General features: G+C 39.3%; 23 protein-coding genes, 1 tRNA gene and 2 pseudogenes. 4 read left to right on the top strand and 22 right to left on the bottom strand.

Annotated features, from left to right (window positions below):
- Nucleotides 1-150: 150 nt before the first annotated feature.
- Both DWW81_RS00955 and DWW81_RS13365 read left to right on the top strand, forming a co-directional pair.
- Entirely contained in the window at nucleotides 151-2,070 is a 1,920-nt protein-coding gene (locus DWW81_RS00955; RefSeq protein ID WP_117896352.1) for a cellulase family glycosylhydrolase, read from the top strand.
- Nucleotides 2,071-2,109: 39 nt separating this feature from the next.
- Nucleotides 2,110-2,388: a hypothetical protein gene (locus DWW81_RS13365; protein WP_147339759.1), complete on the top strand. Its 279-nt coding sequence runs from the start codon at nucleotides 2,110-2,112 to the stop codon at nucleotides 2,386-2,388.
- On the opposite strand, the gene DWW81_RS00950 is transcribed toward DWW81_RS13365, so the two are convergent.
- Both DWW81_RS00950 and DWW81_RS13675 read right to left on the bottom strand, forming a co-directional pair.
- Nucleotides 2,385-3,713 (bottom strand): NYN domain-containing protein, encoded by a 1,329-nt coding sequence (locus DWW81_RS00950; protein ID WP_117896350.1) that lies wholly within the window; start codon nucleotides 3,711-3,713, stop codon nucleotides 2,385-2,387. The two genes, DWW81_RS13365 and DWW81_RS00950, sit on opposite strands and share 4 nt — an antisense overlap.
- Before the next feature lie 31 nt (nucleotides 3,714-3,744).
- Entirely contained in the window at nucleotides 3,745-3,873 is a 129-nt protein-coding gene (locus DWW81_RS13675; protein ID WP_278307439.1) for a hypothetical protein, read from the bottom strand.
- A 186-nt stretch (nucleotides 3,874-4,059) separates the two neighbouring features.
- Here DWW81_RS13675 and DWW81_RS00945 point away from each other — a divergent pair, with 186 nt between their 5' ends.
- Complete coding sequence (locus DWW81_RS00945) at nucleotides 4,060-4,314, top strand: DUF3795 domain-containing protein (RefSeq protein ID WP_117896348.1); 255 nt, start codon at nucleotides 4,060-4,062, stop codon at nucleotides 4,312-4,314.
- A 264-nt stretch (nucleotides 4,315-4,578) separates the two neighbouring features.
- Here DWW81_RS00945 and DWW81_RS00940 read toward each other — a convergent pair whose 3' ends face one another.
- From DWW81_RS00940 to DWW81_RS00910, 8 genes are all read right to left on the bottom strand, one after another.
- Nucleotides 4,579-5,004: a hypothetical protein gene (locus DWW81_RS00940; RefSeq protein ID WP_117896346.1), complete on the bottom strand. Its 426-nt coding sequence runs from the start codon at nucleotides 5,002-5,004 to the stop codon at nucleotides 4,579-4,581.
- 15 nt (nucleotides 5,005-5,019) lie between these two features.
- Entirely contained in the window at nucleotides 5,020-6,501 is a 1,482-nt protein-coding gene (locus DWW81_RS00935; RefSeq protein WP_117896344.1) for a DNA methylase, read from the bottom strand.
- 190 nt (nucleotides 6,502-6,691) lie between these two features.
- A complete protein-coding gene (locus DWW81_RS00930; RefSeq protein WP_117865389.1) occupies nucleotides 6,692-7,378 on the bottom strand; it encodes a metallophosphoesterase in 687 nt (228 codons plus the stop codon).
- Between the two features lie 217 nt (nucleotides 7,379-7,595).
- Nucleotides 7,596-8,372, bottom strand: coding sequence for a hypothetical protein (locus tag DWW81_RS00925; protein ID WP_117896342.1), 777 nt, complete (start codon nucleotides 8,370-8,372; stop codon nucleotides 7,596-7,598).
- Between the two features lie 381 nt (nucleotides 8,373-8,753).
- Entirely contained in the window at nucleotides 8,754-9,227 is a 474-nt protein-coding gene (locus tag DWW81_RS00920) for a hypothetical protein (RefSeq protein ID WP_147338945.1), read from the bottom strand.
- Between the two features lie 27 nt (nucleotides 9,228-9,254).
- Entirely contained in the window at nucleotides 9,255-9,587 is a 333-nt protein-coding gene (locus tag DWW81_RS00915; protein ID WP_117896338.1) for a hypothetical protein, read from the bottom strand.
- Nucleotides 9,588-9,952: 365 nt separating this feature from the next.
- Nucleotides 9,953-10,096, bottom strand: a complete 144-nt coding sequence (locus DWW81_RS13170; protein ID WP_181979711.1) for a hypothetical protein — start codon at nucleotides 10,094-10,096, stop codon at nucleotides 9,953-9,955.
- A complete protein-coding gene (locus tag DWW81_RS00910) occupies nucleotides 10,080-11,027 on the bottom strand; it encodes a phage minor capsid protein (protein WP_278307500.1) in 948 nt (315 codons plus the stop codon). Before DWW81_RS00910 ends, DWW81_RS13170 begins: the two co-directional genes overlap by 17 nt.
- A 2,561-nt stretch (nucleotides 11,028-13,588) precedes the next feature.
- Between DWW81_RS00910 and DWW81_RS00900 the strand changes: the two genes are divergently transcribed.
- Entirely contained in the window at nucleotides 13,589-14,680 is a 1,092-nt protein-coding gene (locus DWW81_RS00900) for a site-specific integrase (protein WP_117896332.1), read from the top strand.
- Here the strand turns inward: DWW81_RS00900 and DWW81_RS00895 are convergent.
- From DWW81_RS00895 to DWW81_RS00840, 12 genes and pseudogenes are all read right to left on the bottom strand, one after another.
- Nucleotides 14,665-15,012 (bottom strand): annotated as a pseudogene (locus DWW81_RS00895) (RHS repeat-associated core domain-containing protein); the annotation flags it as partial. The gene DWW81_RS00900 and the pseudogene DWW81_RS00895 overlap by 16 nt on opposite strands.
- 49 nt (nucleotides 15,013-15,061) lie before the next feature.
- Nucleotides 15,062-15,433, bottom strand: a complete 372-nt coding sequence (locus tag DWW81_RS00890) for a hypothetical protein (RefSeq protein ID WP_117896328.1) — start codon at nucleotides 15,431-15,433, stop codon at nucleotides 15,062-15,064.
- A 5-nt stretch (nucleotides 15,434-15,438) separates the two neighbouring features.
- The gene (locus DWW81_RS00885; protein WP_117896326.1) at nucleotides 15,439-16,002 is read right to left on the bottom strand and encodes a polymorphic toxin-type HINT domain-containing protein; all 564 of its coding nucleotides are present in this window, start codon (nucleotides 16,000-16,002) and stop codon (nucleotides 15,439-15,441) included.
- A gap of 139 nt (nucleotides 16,003-16,141) precedes the next feature.
- The gene (locus DWW81_RS00880) at nucleotides 16,142-16,606 is read right to left on the bottom strand and encodes a hypothetical protein (protein WP_117896323.1); all 465 of its coding nucleotides are present in this window, start codon (nucleotides 16,604-16,606) and stop codon (nucleotides 16,142-16,144) included.
- A gap of 11 nt (nucleotides 16,607-16,617) precedes the next feature.
- Nucleotides 16,618-18,330 carry a polymorphic toxin-type HINT domain-containing protein gene (locus DWW81_RS00875; RefSeq protein WP_117945368.1) on the bottom strand — a complete coding sequence of 571 codons (1,713 nt, stop codon included), beginning with the start codon at nucleotides 18,328-18,330 and terminating at the stop codon, nucleotides 16,618-16,620.
- A 31-nt stretch (nucleotides 18,331-18,361) separates the two neighbouring features.
- On the bottom strand, nucleotides 18,362-18,811 hold the full coding sequence (locus DWW81_RS00870; RefSeq protein ID WP_117896319.1) for an Imm30 family immunity protein: 450 nt from the start codon (nucleotides 18,809-18,811) through the stop codon (nucleotides 18,362-18,364).
- 13 nt (nucleotides 18,812-18,824) lie between these two features.
- Nucleotides 18,825-19,400: pseudogene (locus DWW81_RS00865) on the bottom strand (polymorphic toxin-type HINT domain-containing protein); the annotation flags it as partial.
- A gap of 123 nt (nucleotides 19,401-19,523) precedes the next feature.
- Nucleotides 19,524-19,598, bottom strand: a tRNA-Gly gene (locus tag DWW81_RS00860).
- A gap of 42 nt (nucleotides 19,599-19,640) precedes the next feature.
- On the bottom strand, nucleotides 19,641-20,126 hold the full coding sequence (locus DWW81_RS00855; protein ID WP_117896315.1) for a VanZ family protein: 486 nt from the start codon (nucleotides 20,124-20,126) through the stop codon (nucleotides 19,641-19,643).
- Nucleotides 20,077-21,915 (bottom strand): glutamine--fructose-6-phosphate transaminase (isomerizing), encoded by a 1,839-nt coding sequence (glmS, locus tag DWW81_RS00850; RefSeq protein WP_117896313.1) that lies wholly within the window; start codon nucleotides 21,913-21,915, stop codon nucleotides 20,077-20,079. The genes DWW81_RS00855 and glmS overlap by 50 nt, the downstream gene beginning before the upstream one ends.
- Before the next feature lie 13 nt (nucleotides 21,916-21,928).
- Nucleotides 21,929-22,387, bottom strand: coding sequence for an NUDIX hydrolase (locus DWW81_RS00845; protein WP_117896311.1), 459 nt, complete (start codon nucleotides 22,385-22,387; stop codon nucleotides 21,929-21,931).
- Nucleotides 22,387-23,580: an NAD-dependent epimerase/dehydratase family protein gene (locus DWW81_RS00840; RefSeq protein ID WP_117896309.1), complete on the bottom strand. Its 1,194-nt coding sequence runs from the start codon at nucleotides 23,578-23,580 to the stop codon at nucleotides 22,387-22,389. The genes DWW81_RS00845 and DWW81_RS00840 overlap by 1 nt, the downstream gene beginning before the upstream one ends.
- Nucleotides 23,581-23,591: the final 11 nt, after the last annotated feature.

The raw sequence follows: 23,591 nt of genomic DNA, 5'->3' as shown, positions 1-23,591 counted from the left end.
CGTTCTACTTAAATATTTTAGTTGACTTTTTTTACTCCTAATAATATAATGTTTTATGTTGACAAAGTTAAGGCAGAAACGCACGAGGATAATACAGTGCTGCCTTAGAATACCGGTATTAAAAAATTAATTGGATAAGAGGAGTTTTTTATGGTACAAAACAAAACTTTTTCTGCAAAGGCATTACAGACTTTTGTTGCTGTAATGTTTGCCGTAATAACCTGCTTCGGTTTTATGACAACACCGACCGCAGAGGCGGCATCAGGATTTTATGTAAGCGGTACCAGTATCTATGACGCTAATGGAAACAAGTTCGTTATGCGTGGCGTGAACATTGCCCATGCATGGTACACAGAGAAGACTGAAACTTCTATCAAGGGTGCTGCAAACAACGGCGCAAATACCGTAAGAGTCGTACTTGCAAACGGCTCAAAGTACACAAAAACAAGCGCACAGGAAGTAAAGAACATCATCAGCTGGTGCAAGTCAAACAAGCTGATATGCATTCTCGAAGTACATGACGCAACAGGCAGCGACAGCACTTATGATCTTAACAAGTGCGTTGACTACTGGAAGGAAATGAAGAGCGTTCTCAGCGGTACTGAGAAATATGTTATCGTAAACATCGCAAACGAGTGGTGCGGCACATGGAACGGAAGCGCATGGGCTGACGGCTACAAGTCTGCTATCCAATCTGTAAGAAACGCAGGCATTACAAATATGCTTATGGTAGACTGCGCAGGCTGGGGACAGTATCCTGACAGCATCAAGGATTATGGTAAGTCTGTTTTCAACGCAGACTCACAGAAGAACACCGTATTCTCCATTCATATGTATGAATACGCAGGCGGAAACGCATCAACTGTAAAAAACAACATTGATAACGCACTCAACATCGGTGTGCCTGTTGTTATCGGCGAGTTCGGCGGTCAGCACACAAACGGCGACGTTGATGAGGCTACTATCATGAGCTACTGCACAAGCAAGGGCGTAGGCTATCTTGGCTGGTCATGGAAGGGCAACAACTCTGACATGAGCTACCTCGACATTGCAAACTCATGGGACGGCTCAAGCCTTTCTTCATGGGGAAATACACTTATCAACGGCTCAAACGGAATTAAGGCAACTTCTAAGACCTGCTCAGTTTACAGCGGTTCAGGAAGCTCTTCCGGCGGTTCTTCTTCAGAAACTTCAACAGATTCCAACGGCGGAGTTCTCGGACTTGACGGAACATATTACATCAAGAGCGCACTCAGCGGCAAGTATCTTGACGTATACAAGGCAAAGGCTGACAACGGCACAAACGTTCAGCAGTACAGAGGTACAGGCGGAAACAATCAGAAATTCAAGCTTGTAAGCGACGGAAACGGCTATTACACTATTTACACAGGTGCATCAAATTACAAAAGCTGTCTTGACGTATACAACTGGAGCAGGGACAATGGTGCTAACATCAACCAGTGGCAGTATCACGGCGGTGACTGTCAGAAATTCCAGCTTGTAAAGATCGGCGACGCTTATGCTATCAAGACAAAGATCTCAGACTGCTACTCATGCCTTGACGTTTACGAACAGAGCACAGCTGACGGAGCAAACATTAACCAGTGGAGCTACTGGGGCGGAAAGTGCCAGCTTTGGTATCTTGAATCAACATCAGGTTCTTCCTCTTCTTCATCTTCTTCAAGCAGCTCAGGCAGCAATTACAAATCGATCTTCTGGGGTTCTTCAACTGCTTCAGCATGGGGTCAGGCTGTTTCAGCAATGACTTCAAAGAATGGCGGAAGCTTCAACGCATATGACATTCAGTCAAACGGCTACTTCTACGTTGAATACTCAGGAACACAGGATCAGGTAGAATTTGTTCTTCAGAGCTGGTCAGGCGGAGCAGAGTGGGCAAAGGTTTCACCAAGCGAAACAGGCACAGCAAACGGACACTACTACGCAAAGTATTCTTACAACAACTGCAAGTCAGCATTCGGCACTTCCGATTTCGGAGGAAAGCTGGATCAGATCCATGCAGGTGCAGCAAACGGCACAGTAACGATCTACTCTGTATGCTACTGCTGGTGATCTAAGATTTTTTCAGACTTCATACTGTTTCACAGCGGTATGAAGTCTTTTTTATGCAAAAAAGTTTTAACTGTACCTTTGATTTTCTTCCTTCAAAAAAAATCAGAGCCTACTGTTATTTATGAGTTGCCTGTACGGATTGTTCGCTTTAAAATATCAGATGACAGCTATGAAGTAATTGCTACAAATTTATCTGAAGATCTTTTTTCTTCTGATGACCTTAAATACACCGTGGGGCTTAGATATTTTCACGCAATTTTATTTCTTGATTTTATTAGCTTAATGATATTGATAGAAAGCCATGCGAATTTTTCTTAGATTGTTTGGATCTCTATCACGAATTTTCCTTCGGAGTTCACCTTCAGCCGCAATGTCTTGACATATCTATTGCAAAAGTTCTCCATTTCTTTCATGGTAGCGGTCACTTTTGTGGCTTCATATATCTTGTGAGTAAGCTCCAGAGGGTTCTCTCCAATGAGTGAGGGCAAATGCTTTTCAAGCTCTGCAAAGAGTACAGCACGTTTCAACTCCTCCGTTCCTGCGGTGCAGAAATCATCAATGGCACAATAATAGATGCCGTGCTGTGCGAGGGCGTTCTTGATCGCCGTTCCACACTTCTCGTATTCGTACATAACGAGAAACTTTGCTTTCGGCAGGCTCTCAATAAGTCCCCAAAAATCCGAATCACTTGACACAATAATAAAAGATGTTATCCCGTCACGGTAGAAGTCCGTGACTACGCTTGCGGTCATTCGCACATCGACCAGTGACTTTCTGTCTGTCACTCGGTCGATCTCTATATGTTCAACGGGTATCTGCGTGAATTTAGAGAGCCAATCCCAGCCTGCGGTAGTGTTCGGATCGTCATATAGCGTGATCTTCTCGATCTTAGCAAGCTCCTCCTGATTCAAGCCTTTCAGAACACTATAAAGCTTGTATGGATCAGAGTTCTCACAATCGACAGCTATAGCTGTTTTCTCGGTGCTGTCGATAAAATTATAGATATTGTTTCGTGTTTCATCATCTGCGTCCCGATATTTCGTATAATCGGTGAAGCTGTCATTATGCTGACCGTAGATGATCTTCAAAAACTTACGGTCGGAATAGATGATGCTCCCGACTTCGGCAGGTTGCCAGTGAATATACATCTGAAATGGGTAATGTTCGATATTCGCCATATATTTATTGAACTCGGCTTTCATTACACCGTTCTTATTATATTTCGGGACAAAGAACAGATCTCGGATATACTCCCAATTCAGCCAATCGTAAAACAGATGAGAGCATTTGTCAATATTTTCATTAATGAGCCTTGTGAAATCCTGCATATACTTCTCTGAACGGCAATTCGCTTGGATAATGGTAAATCCCCATTTTTCAAGCTGTTTGATATTATCCGTATCGTACCATTCTATGTTATGCAAATTTTTGAGCTGATACCGCATCAGATCATCGGTCTTTTTGAATTTCTGCATCAGTACGGTTCGCAGCTTACATAAATATCTTATCGTAGTAGCGTCCTTATCGGCTTGAAGCTTCTCTATAAGCTCGGAACATTCACCGTAACTCACGGTCAGAGCTGACATTCGGACGCCTATCATATAGGCTATAGTAGTAACTACCTCTTTTGTATCAACGGTCAAGGAAATCCCTCCTATTCATTTAATATGATCATCAATTGCCGTCATTATCCTGTTGAGCCGATTTTATCATGGCCCTGCTGATAGAGATTTCTGCGCTCTCCACCCGCTTGATTTTCTTATATAATACACAGTTTACTAATTCTTCGTTTTTGTTATCCATTGCGATTCACCTCCGCTCGGCCCTATATCCTGATTATAGCACAACTGGCGGTATATTGCAATGAAAAAAAGGCGTGAAAAAGTGTGCAGAGATTGACTTTTTCGGGGCTGTTTGGTATAATGAGTATAAGTGAGATGTAATACGGTTTTCTCGCTTAAATCGGAATTTGTGGGAGGTGAGATTGATATGTCAAATTATAGCAGTTGCGGTATCGATTGTGATTCTTGTAGATTTAAAACAGAGCAAAATTGTACGGGATGCTACGTGCATAAGGGACAGCCATTTTGGGGCACTTGTGAGATTTATGCATGTGCTGCAAGCCAAGTTCTACCTCATTGTGGAAAGTGTTGTGATTTCCCTTGTGAAAAACTGATAGAGGCACACAAGGGAGAAAATCCAGATGGAAATGGCATTGAAATTGATAATCTAAGAAAGCTTTAAATTCTGATTTAGCTTAGTAACTGAATATACCCAAACACGGATAGACCGTCCTCATCAGACGGCTATCCGTTTATTATTCCGCATTTCCACAAAAAGAGTGCAAAAACATTACGGCAAATATCTGAAGTCAAGAAAAAAATAAAAGCCTATCAAACGTAGATACGCTATTTGATGGGCTTTTTGCGTGGCGGAACTTCTGAATTTTGGGTCATAGCATATATGGCGTAACAACGTCCAGAAAAAAATCAGCAAATAAGGTTTATTCTACTGTATTTCCCCTCTCTCCTCCACAAACTCCACCAAACACATATCCTCCACAGCTATCCTGGTCTTGTCCATAAAAACAAGCTCATTAGTATAGCTGTCATAAATTCTCACTATGCCTGTCTTGGTCTGGTAACTGCCACCACTTTTTCTCTTATCGGGAACAAAATATGTCACCCTTATCTCAGGGCGTTCATCAAGCTTATCAAGCAGGCGGTTGAGATCGTCATTGAGCTTGTTTACCTCGTCCTCGGTCAGCTCCTCCCTGATTTCGGTGTATCTTGCGGTTTCATCAACAGCGGCGTCATAGCCTGTCAAGGCTGCAAAAGGGCTGAACTGAGCCGCCCTGTCCGATATAGACATTTGCGGATGATCATCATAGTGCGGACGTGAAAACTGCTTTATATCATAATAATTATCATACATTGTAAGCCCCACCTTTCATGCCTTGTGACCGCCTATACTGCGGTTGCGCTCTCTTGCCGTAGCTCCCTCGGTATAGTTCGTGCCTTTCAAAATGGCATTTTTCCCATATTTGTGCTTTATCAAGAGCATTGCTTCCTGCAATGCCCTTTCTTTTTCTTCTGCGTTGTTATCAGCATTTGCCGCTTCCGCCATATCAAACAAGCTTATCTGCTCATAACTCTCAATTTCGGGGATATCCTCTTCTCTTATGACATTACAGGCAGTCAGATTAAGCCGTCTTGCAAGCAAAGTCTTGTCGATAATTCTGTCAAAAAGCGCCATGGTTGCGTCTATTATTTTTCTGGTCGAGGAAGTGTGCCTGCCTAGATTTTGAGTGCCATGGGCGTGCTTTGGTATCTTCCTGCCATAGTGGTCGCAAACCACCTCGCCCGTATAGTGACCGTCTGCCAAGCTTTCTTTATCATACCCCACAGTGAGAACGATCTGATTTGTCACAACGCCCTTATCCACAAGATCAAGGGACAGCATATCAGCCATTTCCCACAGGATAAGCCTTGTGCGCTCATAATTACACGGCTCTTGCAAGACCTGCCCAGAGGAAATGCTGTTGTTTGAGGGGCGGTATGACTTCACATCAGGTATGGCGGTAGGCTCGATACCCCATGCGTGGTCGATAAGAAGCTCGGTATTTTTGCCGAAAACCTTGTAAAGCTTCCCTATAAGATAATGGTCCAGCGACCAGCGTGAGATATCCCCCATGGTGTAAATACCAAGCTTTTCAAGACGGCTTGCTGTGCCTGCGCCCACACGCCAAAAGTCCGTGATAGGGGTATGCCCCCACAGCGTTTCTTTGTAAAGCTGTTCGTTCAGCTCTGCAATACGGACTCCGTTTTTATCCGCAGGGATATGCTTTGCCACAATATCCATTGCCACCTTGCACAGATACATATTCGTTCCAACGCCTGCTGTGGCGGTTATACCTGTATTTTTCAGCACGTCCAAAATGAGCATTTGTGCAAAGCCACGTCCGTCAACGTTATAAAGCCCGAGATAGCCCGTTGCGTCGATAAATACCTCGTCGATAGAATAGGCGAAAATATCCTCCGGTGACACATATTTCAGATAAATCCCGTATATTTTTGCACTCACAGCCAAATATTTCGCCATTTGCGGAGTTGCCACGATATAATCAAGCTCGCAGGCAGGGTCGGATAGCTCCGAATAGATATAGCTTTTCTTTGCAAACTGTCTTTTAGGAGCTTTCTGCAAACGCTCCTTATTGACCTGCTCCACACGCTGAATGACCTCAAAAAGCCTTGCCCTGCCTGAAATACCAAAGCTTTTCAGTGACGGTGACACTGCAAGACATATAGTTTTCTCCGTTCGGCTCTCATCAGCCACCACAAGGTTTGTATTCAATGGGTCAAGCTGCCTTTCCACGCACTCCACCGAAGCATAAAAAGATTTCAGGTCTATTGCAACATAGGTCTTTTCCATAGCATCACCGCCTTTTTCCTTTATGTATAATAGTATACCACGAAACTTTCTGTTTTACAATAGAAAATCGAACAAAAGTTCTAAATTTTTAATTAACTCTTTTCATGGCATTTGACAAAGTAAAAAACGTCCCCGAGGAAAACTTGGGGACGTTAGTGTTATATTGGGTTTTAAGACGGCATACAATAGTCTACCACGCTTCACTGTCATAAGGCTCAATAGGAATATTGTAATTCTCTGTTACCTTATAATACTTATCAGTATCAGTGTCTACCATAAGAACATTTATATCTCCTGTGCTAAGCACATCTCCGTCAATGTAGTAGTGACTCGCTCCGTCATAGTAGATATCGTTAAATCTGCGGTCGCCTGAAATCGTGTTGGTATGGACATGCCCTGCCACCACCTTTTTGTCAAGTCCGTGTATCTTGCCAAGCCGGTGAGGGTACTGCTCTGTAAAAATATAATCCTCGGTGCAGTATTCCCAAGCATTGCCAGAATCCTCGTCAATGCCTGCGTGGACAAAGATAGTGTTGCCCTCAACATGGTATCTCGGCAGACGTTCAAACCAATATCTATACGAGTCATCAGAGTCATCATATTCGCCGCTGCCTAGCATTTCATTGACCGAAGAAAAACCGCTCATCACCATTTCCTCGTGATTGCCAAGAAGCGCCACCACCTTCCTATGACCATATATGTTCTGCAAGCCCATTATCTTTTTAAGCACAGCTATATTGTCCTCACCGCCGTGGATATAATCTCCCAGAAAGATAAGCTTTGTGTCAGGCTCGTCAAGGTGGTCAATGACAAGCTCCAAAGCGTCGCAAAGTGCTGAATAACAGCCGTGGATATCACTCATGCAGTATATTTTCATGCTTTTCTCCTTTTATATCATTAGTTTGGTTGTATTTAGCTATCAGTTTTTCCATGTCCTCAGATCTTGTTTTGACCTTATCCACAACTAGGTCGAGCATTTTTTCAGGTTTTCAAGCTTATCTTTTATATTTTCCTTTTCTGCCATAGTTTGCCCTCCTATAACAATTATCTCTATAATTATATTGTATCACAGGGAATATATCCCTGTCAATCAACTATGCCACACGAATTATAGTATTTGAAATTATCTTGAAAAAAATATCTCCTTTCTCGCTTGTTTCAGGGGTGATGCTGTTATACACAAAGGCTGAAACACAGCCGTCTATGCCGTCGCCTTTCATATCCAGGCACTCACGCTCGGCTTTCCAATCGTTTTTGTACGGACTAACATAAAGCACTGCATTGCCACCTATGATAGCATATGGATAACACTTATCCTCACGATACTTCTGAAACTCATCAAACGCTGCCAGAGCCTCTGCTTCCGCTTTTGTGAGCTTCTTTCTGTTTATTCTTCCACTCCCCATTCTGTCTGTCATAAATTTCATGCGCTTTTTGCTTTCTTCCACAAGCTCTTTTTTAGTTGCAAGGACTAGCTTATCATCGCATGAATACTGCTCCTCGCCCTGCCATATCATAGCCTTTTTGTCATATGTAAAATCTATTGGCAGGACAAAGAACACCAGATTTTTACCTCTGTATGCAAATCTGTCTATCTCAGCTATAGCCCTTTTTCTTGTAGGATAAACGCCTCCGCACATACACAATCTATCATACTTTCTGCCGTCCGTCCTGTTGTATGCCTCTACTCTCCACTTTCTTGCGTCAGCGTCACAGTACATAGAATAATCATCATATATGACCGTCTTTTTGCCCTCCTCGATCATGATGACCTGTGTACCCTTTCTTTGCTCGTCAAATGGCGGAATGTTATCTGACAATGCCAATCTCTCAATGACCTCTGTGTTAAAAATCTTTGTGCTCTTTTTCATAGCCTTACCTCCGTATCAACTCTGTCTTGACCTTATGTGCTTATTATAGCACCTTTAAGGTTCTGTTTACTGTTCCAAAATGGTCTGTGATGTGTTTTTTTGATTTTATTCCCTTTTCAAGCTTCTATATATATTATAGCACCCACTTAGTACAGTTTGCCGAACCAATTCGGCACAATTATGATATATTCTTTTTTTCTTATATTTTTTTGCGAGATATTTGATAGTGTATTTCTCATACAATAAACTTTTCTGCACCTTGTTTTTGCTACAGAAAAATGCTATGTATGCTAAAATAAAACTAAGCCGGAAAGGTCTGAAATGATAATAAAAAGCCCACAGACCTGATCACATTGATCGCATCTGTGGGCTTTTGAAATTTTACCACACATCATATATCTTAGCCTTTTCCTCGTTGAAATCATCAGGAAGCGTTCCGATATCCCAGCCGGAGTTGGTAGTTTCTATGTAAAGATAATGGCTTCCATTATAATCATAGTATGTACCGGGGGCATCTTCTGTCGCCTTTACTCCTATTGCAACGTGTTCAGGAAGCTCGATAAAAATGCAGCCATAGCCAAGCTCTTTGAGCAAAGCTCCCAAAAGTATGGACGAGTCCTCACAATCACCGCACTGGTCATAAAGCGTTTCCAGAGGATATTTTGGAAAATCAGTATATCCCGTTGAGGTCATGTCATCAACATACTCTATGCTCTGCACGAAATTTGCAGTTTCTCTTATAGTCTCAGATTCGCCATAGCCGCATTGGTCGCAAAGGCTTTTTATTTCATCTGCAAGCTGTTTTACGAGCTTATGATTATTGTCGTCACTTACATAGTTATGATAATCTTTCACATATGAGTATCTCAAAAGGCTATGATATTATTCATACATATCGTCCTGAATATTCATTGATATTTCAAAGGTATATCGTTTGTCATAGCTCGTCCAGTTAAAAGTCCTTTTCGACCATGTGGGGTCTGCAGGCTGAACATAGTCAGGCTTTCGGTCATCACGAGGCTCATATCCGTCCTCATCAGTGACTATGGGTGTTTGCTGAGTAACTGCGGTAGTGGTCTGCTGTGTTGTTGTGGTGTATGTATCGTATGTATTCAATCCCGGTCTTTTCTCTGGATACAGAAATTCATCAATTGTATTGCTAAATGCAAAATATACGCCCACTGCCACACAAATAGTAATAAGTAATTTCTTCATATATTCGTCCTGTTTTTAGTTGGTTTACGGCTTTTGTCATATGTACATTATACTACAAGACGGTATAAAATACAATACTATTAGATATACTTTACGAATTCGTTCTTATTTTTGCTATGGTTTGATATTTTGCTAAATAGTTGAAATTTGTGGGGCGGTGGATTTCATTCTCACCTTTCGTGAATTTCTGTTATATTCATAGCATCTGATCTAGCGGAACATTTTTTGTGACAATGAAGATCTATGCCATTGTCGATAGAGTCCCTTATGGCTAGTTTGTGTATGAAAAAAGCACCCGTTAAGGTGCTTAGTTCCGATATTTGGGTATAAAAATACCGCCTCGCCGTAGCGGAGCGGTATTAATATTATGCGGTATGTTGTTCATCAGTTTCATTTTCCGGATTGCCGTTCTCATCTGTGTGCATCATAGATTCGATAATATCGGCAATTTCACTGCGTGTTTTTGGTCTGTCATCAAGAGGTTTAATTGGTCTATTTGGATTTAACATACTCTATTCCTCCTTCATTACATTTCTTTATGAATCTTTTTACAAATTCATTATTATCAATCTCATCTTCTTCAAAAGAATAAAATGTTTCAGACATAAGCTGCCTTGCTTTATTGTATTCATAGCCAGCCTTTTTATTCAAAACATAAACCTCGCCTTGATTTGTAACAACAGACATCGCCTTTATTGAACCCTCGCATATAAACGTATCAATATCAGCTACAGAAAAATTATTTGTACTTGGGTGGTTATGAAGATAAATAAGCGATTGCCTTTCTGCATTTTTTACAACAGAAACCGCAAAAGGATTTTTGGCAGGCGACACAACGAACTCTTCTCCAAGAATTTGAACTTCGCTTTTAAAATTCAAATCATCAATAAATAAAACTTCGTTACTTTCATTCTTATCTTTGGCAAGCTTTAAAAGTTCTTTATGCTTTATCTGCATATTTATTGCTTGTTCATCGGTAAAATCAGACGGTTTAACTTTATCTACACCCTCTATGGCAACATCTGTAATATAAATTTTATGATCACGTTTTTTTGCCTGCTCCAACGGTTTCACTTCCTTTGTTTTTATTATACCATATTTTTCGTTTTTGTCAACGCCACCGCCATAATACTTCTCCCTGTCATAATCCCTATGCAGCACCTCATTATGCTCCTCAACGAACACCTTTAATTCCTGCTGAGCCTGCCTGAGTTTTCGGCGGTACTCCTTTGCTGTATCGGGGTCGCAGGTGCCTGCCGCAAAGCGTTTTAGCTTGCGGACTTTCCGCTCCATTGCACGCTGTTTCTGCTCAAGCTCTCGCTGCTCTTTTATCTTCTTCGCAGGTATCGGCTCAGGTATCTGCGTTCTGCCGTGTATATACTGCGTCATTGTGTGACGGCAGTTTGGGTGGAAAAGCCCGTTCTTTACGGCGTATGACAGCAGCCAAAACCACTCACCGCAGTAACTCAGGAACGATCTTTACAGGTGTTTGTTCAATACTTACTCTTTCCCACCCAATATCTTTTCCACATTCACTGCATCTTATCGGTTCTTCTGCCCACATTGTTAAACAATAATTGTTCATTCAAAAACCCCTTTCTTTATATAATGTTTACTTCATTACATTTTGACATTTATTTGCCAAATATATTGTATCACACATCAAAACGATCTGTCAAATTTAAAAGCGAACAAATTTGGACAGTTGCACTTTTGTATAATACACATTCCTTAAAGTATACAGATTTCCGGAATATAGCAAAAAGAGAATTAATTAAAAAGGCGCAAAAAGTGATATTTGAAGATAGCCAAGAATTCTTGCAAATGCTTTTTGACATAGCAAAAAAAGAAAGCATATATATTTTCCAGAAAAAGATACAAGCAGCACCACGACAGATCACCATAACACTGTTTATAATTATAAATAAAATTGTATTACTTGATATATTTGTTCAACTTATAAGATAAGAAAATAAATGACATATTATATATTCAAAATAAAGAAGATATATCGTTTTAACTCAAATAATAGTTGTTTATTTTCTTTATCACGTTTGCCATAAAAAAGCAATAGCCCAAGAAGTTTTAAAGATAATGCATTAGAAAGCAACAAATTTTCATTTATATAAATATAAAACTGTAATAAGTAAGCAAATAAATAAGAAATAAGTGGTTCAATTTTATTTTAGCATATATACTCAGTATGTTTACTTATTATTGTTATAAGATAAAATAAAAAGAATAAGCTACTCATTATAATATAGAAGAAAGCACCGCTTCTTGTATTACAAAGGCAGAAGATATATCGTTTTAACGCAAATAATAGTTGTTTCTTTTCTTTATCACGTTCGCCCTAAAAAAGCAATAGCTCAAGTAGTTTTAAAGATAAAATCAGCGGATCGCACAAATATGTTAATGTTTCATTGGCGGTATTGCTGTAATTCTTAAAGATAATGCATTATAAAATAACAAGTTTTCATTTATATAAACGTAAAACTGTAATAAGTAAGCAAATAAATAAGAAATAAGGATAAGTGGTTCAGTTTTATTAGATCATATATACTCAGTATGTTTACTTATTATTGTTATAAGATAAAATAAGAAGAATAAGCTACTCATTATAATATATAAGAAGAAAGCACCGCTTCTTATATTACAAAGGAAGAAGATATATCGTTTTATCGCAAATAATAGTTGTTTATTTTCTATATCACGTTTGCCTTAAAAAAGCAATAGCTCAAGTTGTTTCAAAGATAAAATCATCGTATTGTACAAATGCGCAAACATTTCATTGGTAATATTGCTGCAAAGCTTGAAGATAACGCATTAGGAAACATCACGTTTTCATTTATATAAACATAAAGCTATAATAAGTAAGCAAATAAATAAGAAATAAGGATAAGTGGCTCAGTTTTTATTGACAAAGCACCTATAATTAGCTGCAATATAAAAAAGATGTAATTGACTTATATGTTATATCTATCTCTTTTCTTATACTGCTCATAATAAAATAGAATAATAAGTTACTCGGTATCTTTACTTATTCAAGCTTATAACAAAGATACTATCAATAGTGAAATTCACTGTCTTTCTTATTATATAATGAGTGTTCAACTTAGATAGTTGATATTTTCCGCCAATCAGTTTGTACATTATATCCGAATACGCTTGTTATTCCTTGTTGAAAACGCATAAACTTCAGATAAATTTTTATTTTATTGATAAAATGCATTGACTTTTGAATAAAAATATGATAAAATTGGGTTGTTAAAGAAGTATAAGTTTAGTGTATCTAAGTCATTTAGATGCTCTTTTTTTGTATCAAAAAATAGAGAGCTCACATTCGTTAAAAAAAGAATGTGGGCTCTCTTTTTGCTTTTTTGTGGTTTTTGCTAAATGTGGCAAAAAAATTACCTCAGCAATTCCAACAGGTAATACTTGTTTAAAAAAGTCCAACATTGCATTCCTGATTTTCGGAAACGCAAAAAACAGTTTTGTAAAAAATATGTAGTTGAATAAACAGTTAAGACTAATAACGTTTTGTATAGCATATATGATCGTTTTTTAAAATATTGGCATATATGAAACCTATTCCATTCAAAATCTAATAAAGGTCTATTCCATAGATCTTTATTATAAATGCACTGACCCACTTTGTTATAGTTTGCATTATAAATCATACGGTTTGTAGAAGCTTTTGGCATTTTACAAATTTATTAATAAAAAAATATAATACTCCCAAAATGGTTCCACTAATTGTTTTTTAGATCAATTAGTCTACCTGACCAGTAGCGCGAGGTTCGGCGTAAGAGAGCCACTAACACTATAAAGGTGTCCACTGAGTATGTCTTTCGAAAGACATACGTCTTCATTTGGTGGTCGGTCTATAATCCGATTCACTGGCCTTTGGTGCTGCTAAATAACACCTTTATACTGTTAGTATCAACCGCACTTGCCCCTACCCACACACAAATTAAGAATCATAAAAAAGGAGTATTTCGATGAGCAAGTTTAAAATTGTAAATAGAATTATTGACGGTAAAAATGTGGAAGTAGAAATTGGTAACAACACGTTGCAGTATGTCTTAACAAATAGGCTAACTGGAATGCGTTTTTTTGGTACAAAGAAACATAAACTAAAAATCAAAAATAGTATCAGGAGAGCCAATATTAAGAATTTAAAACACAAAGGTTTCTCAGATGAAGAAATTGAAAAGTTTTTAGATGAAATAGTTATCTATAAATGGAGAATATTTACAGAAAGCAGCTTTAATAGATATCTTAAAGTAATAAAACGATTTTGTAAATATCTTGCTGCAAAATTTCAGACAAGTCACCTAACAATGTTCGAGGCTGAAAAATATATACAGGAGTACATTGATGTACGAGAAGCAAGGGGGTTATCAGCTGATACTCTCAACACTGATCTTTCTGCACTTTGTAAAGTTTTCGGAAGAAGGACAATTGAATTTAGACACCCTCCACGCCACGGAGCTCATTTAAAGAATAATCCGACAAAATACAATACTGAAACGGGTGAAACAACTCGTGATGTTGCATTGACCACAGGTTTAAGGCGCCGTGAGCTTGGGCACTTAAAAGTCGATGATATAAAATTCATTGACTTTGAAACTGTTCACATATTCAGTGTGGGTAAGGGCGGTAAGCATAATCGTACTGTATTGAAAGGAATAGTCGCAGTAGAAAAGCTAAAAGAATATATTAGTCGTGCAGAGAAAATGAATAATGATTTCTTGTTGACAAAGGCAGAAGCACGCGTCCCAGATGGACTCCACTATTGCAGGGCTATGTGCGCACAGATTACATATAATGCCGTTTTGCAGGAAATGGAAAATGATCCTGCAAAGCGTGCCAAATATATTCAAGAAATCAAGGATGAGTTTAAACGCTGCGGTAGAAAACTCAAAGAGAATCTCGACAAACCTTATCGACTTCGAGGATATAACAGAGAAGCAGCATTATCAATCGGCAAGCCAATTGTCTACGATCGAGTGGCAGCGATGTATGTTAGTCTTTTCATTCTACAGCACTTTCGCACGAACACCACCATTTTACATTATTTAGTGAAATAGCGAATCCAGCCAAGTTTATCAACATAGAATGGGTGTGTCAGCGTAGCAGAAATTGTTTCGCCATTTACACAAATATGAACAAGCTCGTCAAATACAAATCCAATACCCGGAAGCATTCCAAGCAGATCAAGAATATCATGCCCTGTAATATTCCCAATCCAATTTAAGAACGGACTTAGTTCGAACGGGTCGTTCAGGCTTATCGGATTGCCGTTGACATATGCGTACCTGTTCAAAGTCGGAGTATTGACGATTGAACCCGTCATAACGTCCTGATTGATAAAGCGCTTGATCTCGGGGTTGTAATACCTCGCCCTCATGTAGTAGAGACCGTTGCTGTCCGTAGCTACGCCGAGTTCACCGTTATACTATTAAAACTACTTATATAGGAGCATCTGTTTTCCACATAGGAATTAAACTATCAACATCAAATTGTGGAATGTGCTTTTTGATTTCACACTCTAAATTCTCATAACCATTAATATCTCCCACATAAATATATTCAATGCAATCATTTTCATGAACGTCCAAATCATCATCTATAAAATAATTTGGAATAGAATATATATGAAAATAGAATTTTATATCTTCTTTATTAATTGGATATTTCTTTCTGTAATTTGATATTGAAAAGGTTCTACCACCTATATCAATATACCCACCAACCGTAATAAATCGTCTTTCAGTTTTAGCATTTGCTTCAAGTTCTGCTGACATTGTAACACCAGAAAATAAATACATTTTTGCATCCATACCTGTCACGCTCCAAAGAAGATTCTTATAACTTTTCCACGTTCAGGGTGTATTTGCAAATGAGGAGTTTTACTATCTGGATTCTTATCACTATGGAACTGCAATACTCCATTGCTGTCAAAAGTATCATCCCAATGATATGTACCTCCTCTACTGCCGTAAAAATTAGATACCTCTTTAGATGACCAACCAGATGTATTGACATATCCATCACCTTGATACATTCCCAAGAATAACTCTTCTGCCTGAGAGCGATTTGTAACTGTTACTGATAAAGCACCTTTTTCTAAATCTTCAGCACCAGATTTTACTTCTTTTGAAGACCATGGAATTTCATCTCCACACCCATTGTGAACAAAAATCCCATTTTCGCCCACAAAGTAAGTATGAAAATCTTCAACCTCAAAGTTATAAACCTTGATAGGTGATTCGAGAATTTCGTGCTGAACCCATTCAACTGTTACAAGTTCACCATTTGAAAGTACAAGTATATCGCCTGCACGAAGTGAACGTGCTAAAGTCCAACCAAGTTTATCAACATAGAATGGAGGATTTGGTGTAGCTGAAATCTTTTCTTAAATTATATGGACATGAATTAGTTTTTTCGGTTTATTTTTCATATCATTTGTCTTTTTGCTATGTTGAATGAAAGACTGTACTTTTCAGCTCATTATGTAGTAATTATAAACTCTAATACTTAAGTCCGATTTAATTAATTTTTCCTATGGTGATATTTCCTAAATGGTAAAATTCAATTACTTCTTTATAATCCATAGATAGTAACCATGTATTAAATGAAACAGCTAATACATCATCAACATTTTTTAATATTTCACAAAAATTGCATGATATACATGGGATATTATTTTTATCCCATAATATATAATACTTTGAAAATTTGTTAATATAAGCATTTAACTCTGAAACATTAGATATTTTTATTGACCTTCCTTTGAAATTCTTCCAATCTATACTTCCTGAAGATAAAATTGGATAGAAATTTTCAAACTTAGAAAATATCTCTTTTGATTCATTAAGTGAAAGAATTGTACATTTATTTAATACATTTTTACATTCTTGGAATAGAACATCACTTTCAAATTCCAAAGACATCAACTTTTTTTTATTTCGTTGTTTTAATAATTCATATTTTCTTTTTAATTCATCATTCATTTAACCAACCTTTAGTTCCATAAAGCTATAATAGATTTGTACTCATCGTAAGATATATCAATTGGAATTACTTTCTTGATTGCTTTCATGCCTTTACCATTAGAAAAATCCTCTATATTATAGTGAACTCCTATTTTTTCATCATAATCCAACCTCCATCTGACTTTCCCATCAAGAGATTGCGTTCCAATTTGCTTTCCATATCCATAGCTTTTCTCTAATCGTCCAATATATGGTTTTGCACCATTCGTGAATGTTCCTGTTTTATCCAGTTCATTTACCAGCGTGTTTCGTGCTGATTCATGTGTTTTCTCTTGATCCAAGAATATTTCTCCTGAATCAGAAGTCTTGCACATATTATGAACCAGAACACGGTTTTCACCCACAAAGTAAGTATGGAAATCTTCAACCTCAAAGTTATAAACCTTGATAGGTGATTCAAGAATTTCGTGCTGAACCCATTCAACTGTTACAAGTTCACCATTTGAAAGTACAAGAACATCTCCGGCTTTAAGACTTCTTGCAAGTGTCCAGCCAAGCTTATCAACATAAAACGGGTGGCTTGGTGTTGCTGAAATTGTTTCGCCGTTTACACCAATATGGATAAGTTCGTCAGTTTCATTGATATAGGTTTCGGTTACTGTTTTAACAGCTACTTCACCCGTCAACTCGTTCTCCGAAAGAACCTTATCGCCAACTTCGATTTCTTCAATCGGTTCTTGCCCGTCCTCAGTAGTCACAAGTGTACCAGCAACAAAACAATACGAAGTGCCAAAGTCCTTTGCAGAACCCCACATTGACGTTCCTGTCATTGCAACTTTAAATAAGTCGCCCTTTATCTCTTCCCAGGTGAAACTTGCATCTCCACTTATGTATTTATCAGCCGTTTTTCCCAATTCATATGAGCCGATCATAAGATTTCCTGCTGATCCTGTTTTATGGAATGCAGTTACAAGTTTACATGACTTTCCTGTTTTCGCAAACACGCCTAATGCGTCGCCCGCTCCTGGCAATGCTGACACAAGGCTGCAAGCTGCGTTGTAATAATCTCCCTCTTGGGCATACCAAGCAGCGTTGATTCCATCAAATACAAATCCAATACCCGGAAGCATTCCAAGCAGATCAAGAATATCATGTCCCGTAATTCCGTCAAGCCAGTTAAGAAACGGACTTAGTCCGAACGGGTCGTTCAGGCTTATCGGATTGCCGTTGACATATGCGTACCTGTTCAAAGTCGGGGTGTCGGTGATCGAACCCGTCATAACGTCCTGATTGATAAAACGCTTGATCTCGGGGTTGTAATACCTCGCCCTCATGTAGTAGAGACCGTTGCTGTCCGTAGCTACGCCGAGTTCGCCGTTATACAGGAACATTATACCACATTTGTTCTCAGAAAGCAACTCACCATAAGGTCCGTAATCAAAAGTTTCAACGATTTCTCCGTCGATATTTGTCACTGCCTCGGTGCTTCCGATATTGTTGAAGTGGTAAATCAAATATTCATTGCCGTTTTCCTGTGCGATCAGACCAATTCCGTAAATATAATAAGTTGTATCGCCCTCCTTTTCCGCCGTAAGAATACGTGTAAGCGAACTGCTGTTGCTGTCAACAACATACTCGGTCTTTGCTCCATTTTCCGTCTGAGAAATACGGTTGTTTTCAACGTCGTATTCGTAGGAAATTCCACCCGCCGAAACAAGTCTGTTGCGGCAGTCGTACTTCATATTGTCATGCTCACGTGTGATAGTGCCATTCTCATTTGACTAACACTTCTGCAACCTTTTTTTGAAAATGAATAGGATCTTGTAAACTAATTTCAATCATTAATTGTGAAATATTATTTACAGCATTTTTATCGAACTCCATAAAAATATTTTTAAACATAATTCTCGAATATTCGTGATTCAAAATTCTATATAAAATTATCCTTGACCATTCAGGCGATATAGCAATTATATCATTTATTCCAAGAATAAGTTGCTCATAAGAAAATTTAGATTTTAGCAAAGATTCATATACATGAATTACTCTGAACATCACTTCAAATTCAGTAGTGTTATCATCTAAAATATTTACCAGTGCTCTGATGTCATCTTCTTTGACTATGTCACATAATTCATCAAGCGTTGAGTCAAAAGTTTCGAATTCCTCATCAGTAGTCATCAGTCTACTTTCAAATAATCTTTTTAATAATGATTCTTTCATTTATTCCTCCATGTCACTTACTAAAAAGGTCAGAAAATTCATTCTGTACATATTTACTATACTCTCTTAATTTCGGACGGATTTCTTTGTAAAGTCCTTGTTCTTTATAAATTTTTCTAGCATCCCACAAATCATGTGCCAAAGCATCTCTTGGAGATGAGGCATAGTAAGCCGCTTTTTCGGTGCCAGTCATTTTTCGACCATATGTGCTGGTTTGTCTGTGTCTACCACCTTTTTTAGGTTGTTCCATATTAAAAGCAGGAGATTTTTTAGGATCTGCTCCATGTTTCTTCATGTATTCTGCAGATGGCATATGATTAGGCGTGATATTATCGCCAACAGTTCCTGATTTTATCAGTTCGTCATAAGTACCAAAATCGCCTTCCGTTGGAAGTAATCCTTCAAATTCTTGACCACACCCATTATGAACAAAAATGCCATTTTCGCCCACAAAGTAAGTATGGAACTCCTCAACCTCAAAGTTATAAACCTTGATAGGTGATTCGAGAATTTCGTGCTGAACCCATTCAACTGTTACAAGTTCGCCATTGCTGAGAACAAGTACATCGCCTGCACGAAGTGAACCGGCTAAAGTCCAACCAAGTTATTGATAGCAATTATTTTTACAATCCTAATTATACTATAAAATCTGTAAAAAATCAATAACCGAATACAGAAAAAGCAGACGTGGCAAAACGTCTGCTCAGCTATTTGGAGCAAGCAACGGGAATCGAACCCGCATCCCAAGCTTGGGAAGCTTGTATACTGACCATTGTACTATGCTTGCAAAAAGGCAATACTAAAATATATTGCCCTAGAGCAAAGCCTGTTACCACGGACTTTGCTCATTCTTGTATTTTTTATTGTATCTCATCTTTAAACGCCAAGATGTGAACCCCACGCAAGCCCCAAGAGTGTTGTTGAAAACATCATCAAATTCACAAAGCCCTCTGCCTGTGATATACTGTGTTATCTCGATACCTGCTGAAAAGGCAAGGGACATAAGGAAAACTTTTTTGAACTTTGTGATACCGCAAAGATATGGAAGCAGAACGCCCAAGGGGATAAACATTGCAACGTTTCCGAATATCTGTACCAGCCAAAAATTCCGCAGATACTTGATGCTTATGTTCTCCAAAAGGTTTCGCACCTCCCAGAAGGGCATAAGCTCAGCCTGACGTTCTCCCCACTGTCGGTCTAAAAGTGTGAGCCAGAGGACGGCGAAGATATACACTGCAAACAGCGCTGTAAGTATTTTTCTCTTTTTACTCCACCGTAACGCTCTTTGCAAGATTTCTCGGCTTATCAACGTCATAGCCCTTTCCTACTGATACATAATATGACAAAAGCTGAAGCGGTACTACTGAAAGGCTTGCCGCAAAAAGGTTATCTATCCTTGGAGTGTAAACTGTGAAGTCAGCAACGTCCTCCATAGCATAATTCCCATAGGTAGTAAGTCCGAAAAGCTTTGCTCCACGGCTTTTTACCTCGACCATATTGCTTATGGTCTTTTCATAAAGTGCAGACTGTGTTACCACGCTGAACACGACAGTTCCGTCCTCGATAAGGCTGATAGGGCCATGCTTAAGCTCGCCTGCCGCATAGGCTTCGGAATGGATATAGCTTATTTCTTTGAGTTTAAGGCTTCCCTCCATGCCTACTGCATAGTCGATACCTCTGCCGATAAAGAATGCGTCCTTTATATTCACTACCTTTGAAGCAAACCACTGCAAGCGTTCCTTATCCTCGAGAATTTTCTCTATCTTTTCAGGGATAGTATTGATCTCCTCAACGAGCTGAGCAAATCTTTCGTCGGATATCTCCCCTCTTGCTTTTGCAAACTGCATTGCAAGGAGATATGCGGCAACGAGCTGACAGCTATAGGCTTTAGTTGTTGCGACGGATATTTCAGGGCCTGCGAGGGTATAGAAGACATTATCGGCTTCTCTTGCGATCGATGAGCCAACCACATTTACGATACCGAGAGTTTTTACTCCTTTATCCTTACAAAGTCTTAATGCTGCAAGGCTGTCGGCAGTTTCGCCTGACTGGCTTATGATGATAGCGAGGCTATTTTTTGCAAGCTTCATTTGTCTGTATCTGAACTCAGAAGCAAGCTCCACACGGACAGATAGTGAAGTCAGCTCTTCGATAACATACTGAGCCACCATACCCACATGGTAGGCAGAACCGCAGGCAACTATATACACCTGCTGGATATTTTTCATATCCTCGTCAGAGAGTCCGACGCTTTCAAAGCTAATATTTCCATCTGTAAGTACAGAATTGATAGTATCCTTTATCACCTTTGGCTGTTCGTGTATTTCTTTGAGCATAAAATGCTCATAGCCGCTTTTTTCTGCGGCTTCTGCGTCCCACTCGATAGTTTTCATTTCTTTTTGTATTTCTTCGCCATCGAGATTGTAGAAAGCAACTGCGCCCTTTGTAAGTTTTGCAAGCTCCATATTTCCTATATAGTAGACATTTCTTGTATACTTAAGTATTGCAGGAACGTCAGAGGCGAGGTAGCTTTCGCCGCCTGTAACGCCTATTATCATAGGGCTGTCTTTTCTTGCGGCATATATTTCTCCGGGATAGTCCTTGAACATAACAGCGAGGGCATAAGAGCCACGGATACGGACGAGGGCGTGATTAAGAGCGTCAACAGGAGTACCCAGGTACTTTTTGTAATAATAGTCGATAAGCTTTACGGCAACCTCTGTATCAGTTTCAGACTTAAAGGTATATCCTTTTTTGATAAGCTTTTCACGAAGTTCCTGATAGTTTTCGATAATACCGTTATGTACGGCGATAACATTTTCATCGTCGCTGCAATGAGGGTGGGCGTTTACAGTTGACGGCTCGCCATGGGTAGCCCAACGGGTATGACCTATACCGCAGGCGCCTTTTACAGCTTTTCCGTCGTTAGTCATTTCCTTTAGGACTTTCAGCTTGCCTTTAGCCTTTACGATCTCAGGCTCTGCGTCACCGTTTCTTACAGCGATACCGGCAGAGTCATAGCCTCTATACTCCAGCTTTGACAGGCCGTCCAAGAGTATCGGGGCTGCCTCTTTATTTCCAGTAAATCCAACAATTCCACACATAACAGTGTCTCCTTTAAGTTTTATTTTTGTTGATGTAATCTTCTATAGCAGGTCTATTTGGAGGGAAGATATCCTCCGGCAGGTCGCAGATATCAATAAATCTAAGCTGCGACACCTCAGAAGCCTGCATTTTAAGCTCGCCTGTATACTCGTGGCAGGTGTAGACAATATCAACGTTTGACACCTTATCGCCGTTGGGGTAAGTATACTGCATTTTTTCACCTGAATAGACGCCAAGCAGTTCGAGTTTTTTTGCTTTAAGCCCTGTTTCCTCAAAAAGCTCTCTTTCGGCTGTTTGCTCAACAGATTCACCAAGCTCCACCGAGCCGCCTGCATATCCCCAGCTTCCGCAGTCTGTTCTCTGCTGCATGAGCATTTGACCTGCTTCGTTTATTACTATTACGCTTGCTCCCACCTGCAGCAGAGGGCTGTGGCCTAGGTGCTGGCGGAGGAATTTTATGTATTCTGACATTACACAGGCTCCCCAAAAGTATCAGGGTGACTTGGATCAAATATCTCATTGCAGGTCATAACAGTAACAAGATCCTCAGTATCACTGAGATTGATTATGTTATGGGTCCAGCCAGGTATCATGTGGATAGCCTCGATCTTATCACCACTGACCTCAAACTCAACTTTCTCTCCTGTGTTTATGTTACGCTCCTGTATCAGACCATGACCATGGACAACTATGAAAAGCTCCCATTTTGAGTTGTGCCAATGCTGACCCTTTGTGATGCCCGCCTTGCTTATATTTATACTTACCTGTCCGCAATCCTCTGTATGAACAAGCTCAGTAAAACTGCCTCTGTTATCTACATTCATTTTCAGCGCATACTTGAATTTATCTGCAGGAAGATAAGTCAGATACAAACTATACAGTTTCTTGGCAAAAGAGCCCTTTGGCATTTTAGGCATAAGCAGGGTCTTAGGCTGCTGCTTAAATTCTTCAAGAAGATCTACCACCTCGCCCAAAGTTACCTTATGAGTAACAGGCACATAACAATATCTGCCCCTATCATTTGCGACAGGCGTTACGCCGTCAAACTCGCAATGCTTTTCCTTGCCCTCAAGAAGATCAAACATACCCTCAACAAGGTCATCAATGTAAAGAAGCTCCAGTTCACTTGTTCTGTCGTTTATGGAATACGGCTCGTCATTAGCCACGCAGTAGCAAAGTGTTGATACAAAAGAATTGTACTTTGGTCTTGAATGACCCATAAGGTTAGGAAACCTATATATTGCTACCTTTGCACCTGTTTCTGCGGCATATTTCCGGAAAAGCTCTTCACCTGCGAGCTTGCTTCTGCCGTATTCTCCGTCATAACGCCCTATGAGCGTTGCCTGTATGGAAGACGAAAGCATGATAGTTGCCTTGTTATCATACTTTTTCAGAGTATCAAGAAGCTGTGACGCAAAACCAAAGTTCCCTTTCATGAAGTCCTCGGTATTCTCAGGACGGTTTACCCCTGCAAGGTTGAAAACAAAATCCGCTTCCTTGCAATACTCGTCAAGCTGTTCCTTTGTGGAATCTATATCATACTCATATATTTCTTCAACAGAAATATTCGGTCTTGTTCGATTTTTGTTATCTCTGATATTTTTCAGATTATTCACAAGGGCTGTTCCCACCATGCCCTTTGCGCCTGTAACCAATATCTTCATATTTTCACATT

Origin of the sequence: Ruminococcus sp. AF17-1AC, from assembly GCF_003461385.1 — a bacterium.
Taxonomy (GTDB): domain Bacteria; phylum Bacillota; class Clostridia; order Oscillospirales; family Ruminococcaceae; genus Hominimerdicola; species Hominimerdicola aceti.
The sequence above is the reverse complement of the archived record's forward strand: the minus strand, read 5'-3'. Positions and strand labels throughout refer to the sequence as shown.

What these genes read in the sequence shown, in the direction of transcription:
- DWW81_RS00845 (WP_117896311.1), bottom strand. Translation starts at nt 22,387, where the DNA reads ATGTCAGAATACATAAAATTCCTCCGCCAGCACCTAGGCCACAGCCCT.
- DWW81_RS00925 (WP_117896342.1), bottom strand. Translation starts at nt 8,372, where the DNA reads ATGAAAAAGAGCACAAAGATTTTTAACACAGAGGTCATTGAGAGATTG.
- DWW81_RS00940 (WP_117896346.1), bottom strand. Translation starts at nt 5,004, where the DNA reads ATGTATGATAATTATTATGATATAAAGCAGTTTTCACGTCCGCACTAT.
- DWW81_RS00890 (WP_117896328.1), bottom strand. Translation starts at nt 15,433, where the DNA reads ATGGATGCAAAAATGTATTTATTTTCTGGTGTTACAATGTCAGCAGAA.
- DWW81_RS00875 (WP_117945368.1), bottom strand. Translation starts at nt 18,330, where the DNA reads ATGAAGTACGACTGCCGCAACAGACTTGTTTCGGCGGGTGGAATTTCC.
- DWW81_RS00930 (WP_117865389.1), bottom strand. Translation starts at nt 7,378, where the DNA reads ATGAAAATATACTGCATGAGTGATATCCACGGCTGTTATTCAGCACTT.
- DWW81_RS00955 (WP_117896352.1), top strand. Translation starts at nt 151, where the DNA reads ATGGTACAAAACAAAACTTTTTCTGCAAAGGCATTACAGACTTTTGTT.
- DWW81_RS13675 (WP_278307439.1), bottom strand. Translation starts at nt 3,873, where the DNA reads ATGGATAACAAAAACGAAGAATTAGTAAACTGTGTATTATATAAGAAA.
- DWW81_RS00945 (WP_117896348.1), top strand. Translation starts at nt 4,060, where the DNA reads ATGTCAAATTATAGCAGTTGCGGTATCGATTGTGATTCTTGTAGATTT.
- glmS (WP_117896313.1), bottom strand. Translation starts at nt 21,915, where the DNA reads ATGTGTGGAATTGTTGGATTTACTGGAAATAAAGAGGCAGCCCCGATA.
- DWW81_RS00870 (WP_117896319.1), bottom strand. Translation starts at nt 18,811, where the DNA reads ATGAAAGAATCATTATTAAAAAGATTATTTGAAAGTAGACTGATGACT.
- DWW81_RS00935 (WP_117896344.1), bottom strand. Translation starts at nt 6,501, where the DNA reads ATGGAAAAGACCTATGTTGCAATAGACCTGAAATCTTTTTATGCTTCG.
- DWW81_RS00880 (WP_117896323.1), bottom strand. Translation starts at nt 16,606, where the DNA reads ATGAATGATGAATTAAAAAGAAAATATGAATTATTAAAACAACGAAAT.
- DWW81_RS00855 (WP_117896315.1), bottom strand. Translation starts at nt 20,126, where the DNA reads ATGACGTTGATAAGCCGAGAAATCTTGCAAAGAGCGTTACGGTGGAGT.
- DWW81_RS00900 (WP_117896332.1), top strand. Translation starts at nt 13,589, where the DNA reads ATGAGCAAGTTTAAAATTGTAAATAGAATTATTGACGGTAAAAATGTG.
- DWW81_RS13365 (WP_147339759.1), top strand. Translation starts at nt 2,110, where the DNA reads ATGAAGTCTTTTTTATGCAAAAAAGTTTTAACTGTACCTTTGATTTTC.
- DWW81_RS00915 (WP_117896338.1), bottom strand. Translation starts at nt 9,587, where the DNA reads ATGAAGAAATTACTTATTACTATTTGTGTGGCAGTGGGCGTATATTTT.
- DWW81_RS13170 (WP_181979711.1), bottom strand. Translation starts at nt 10,096, where the DNA reads ATGTTAAATCCAAATAGACCAATTAAACCTCTTGATGACAGACCAAAA.
- DWW81_RS00840 (WP_117896309.1), bottom strand. Translation starts at nt 23,580, where the DNA reads ATGAAGATATTGGTTACAGGCGCAAAGGGCATGGTGGGAACAGCCCTT.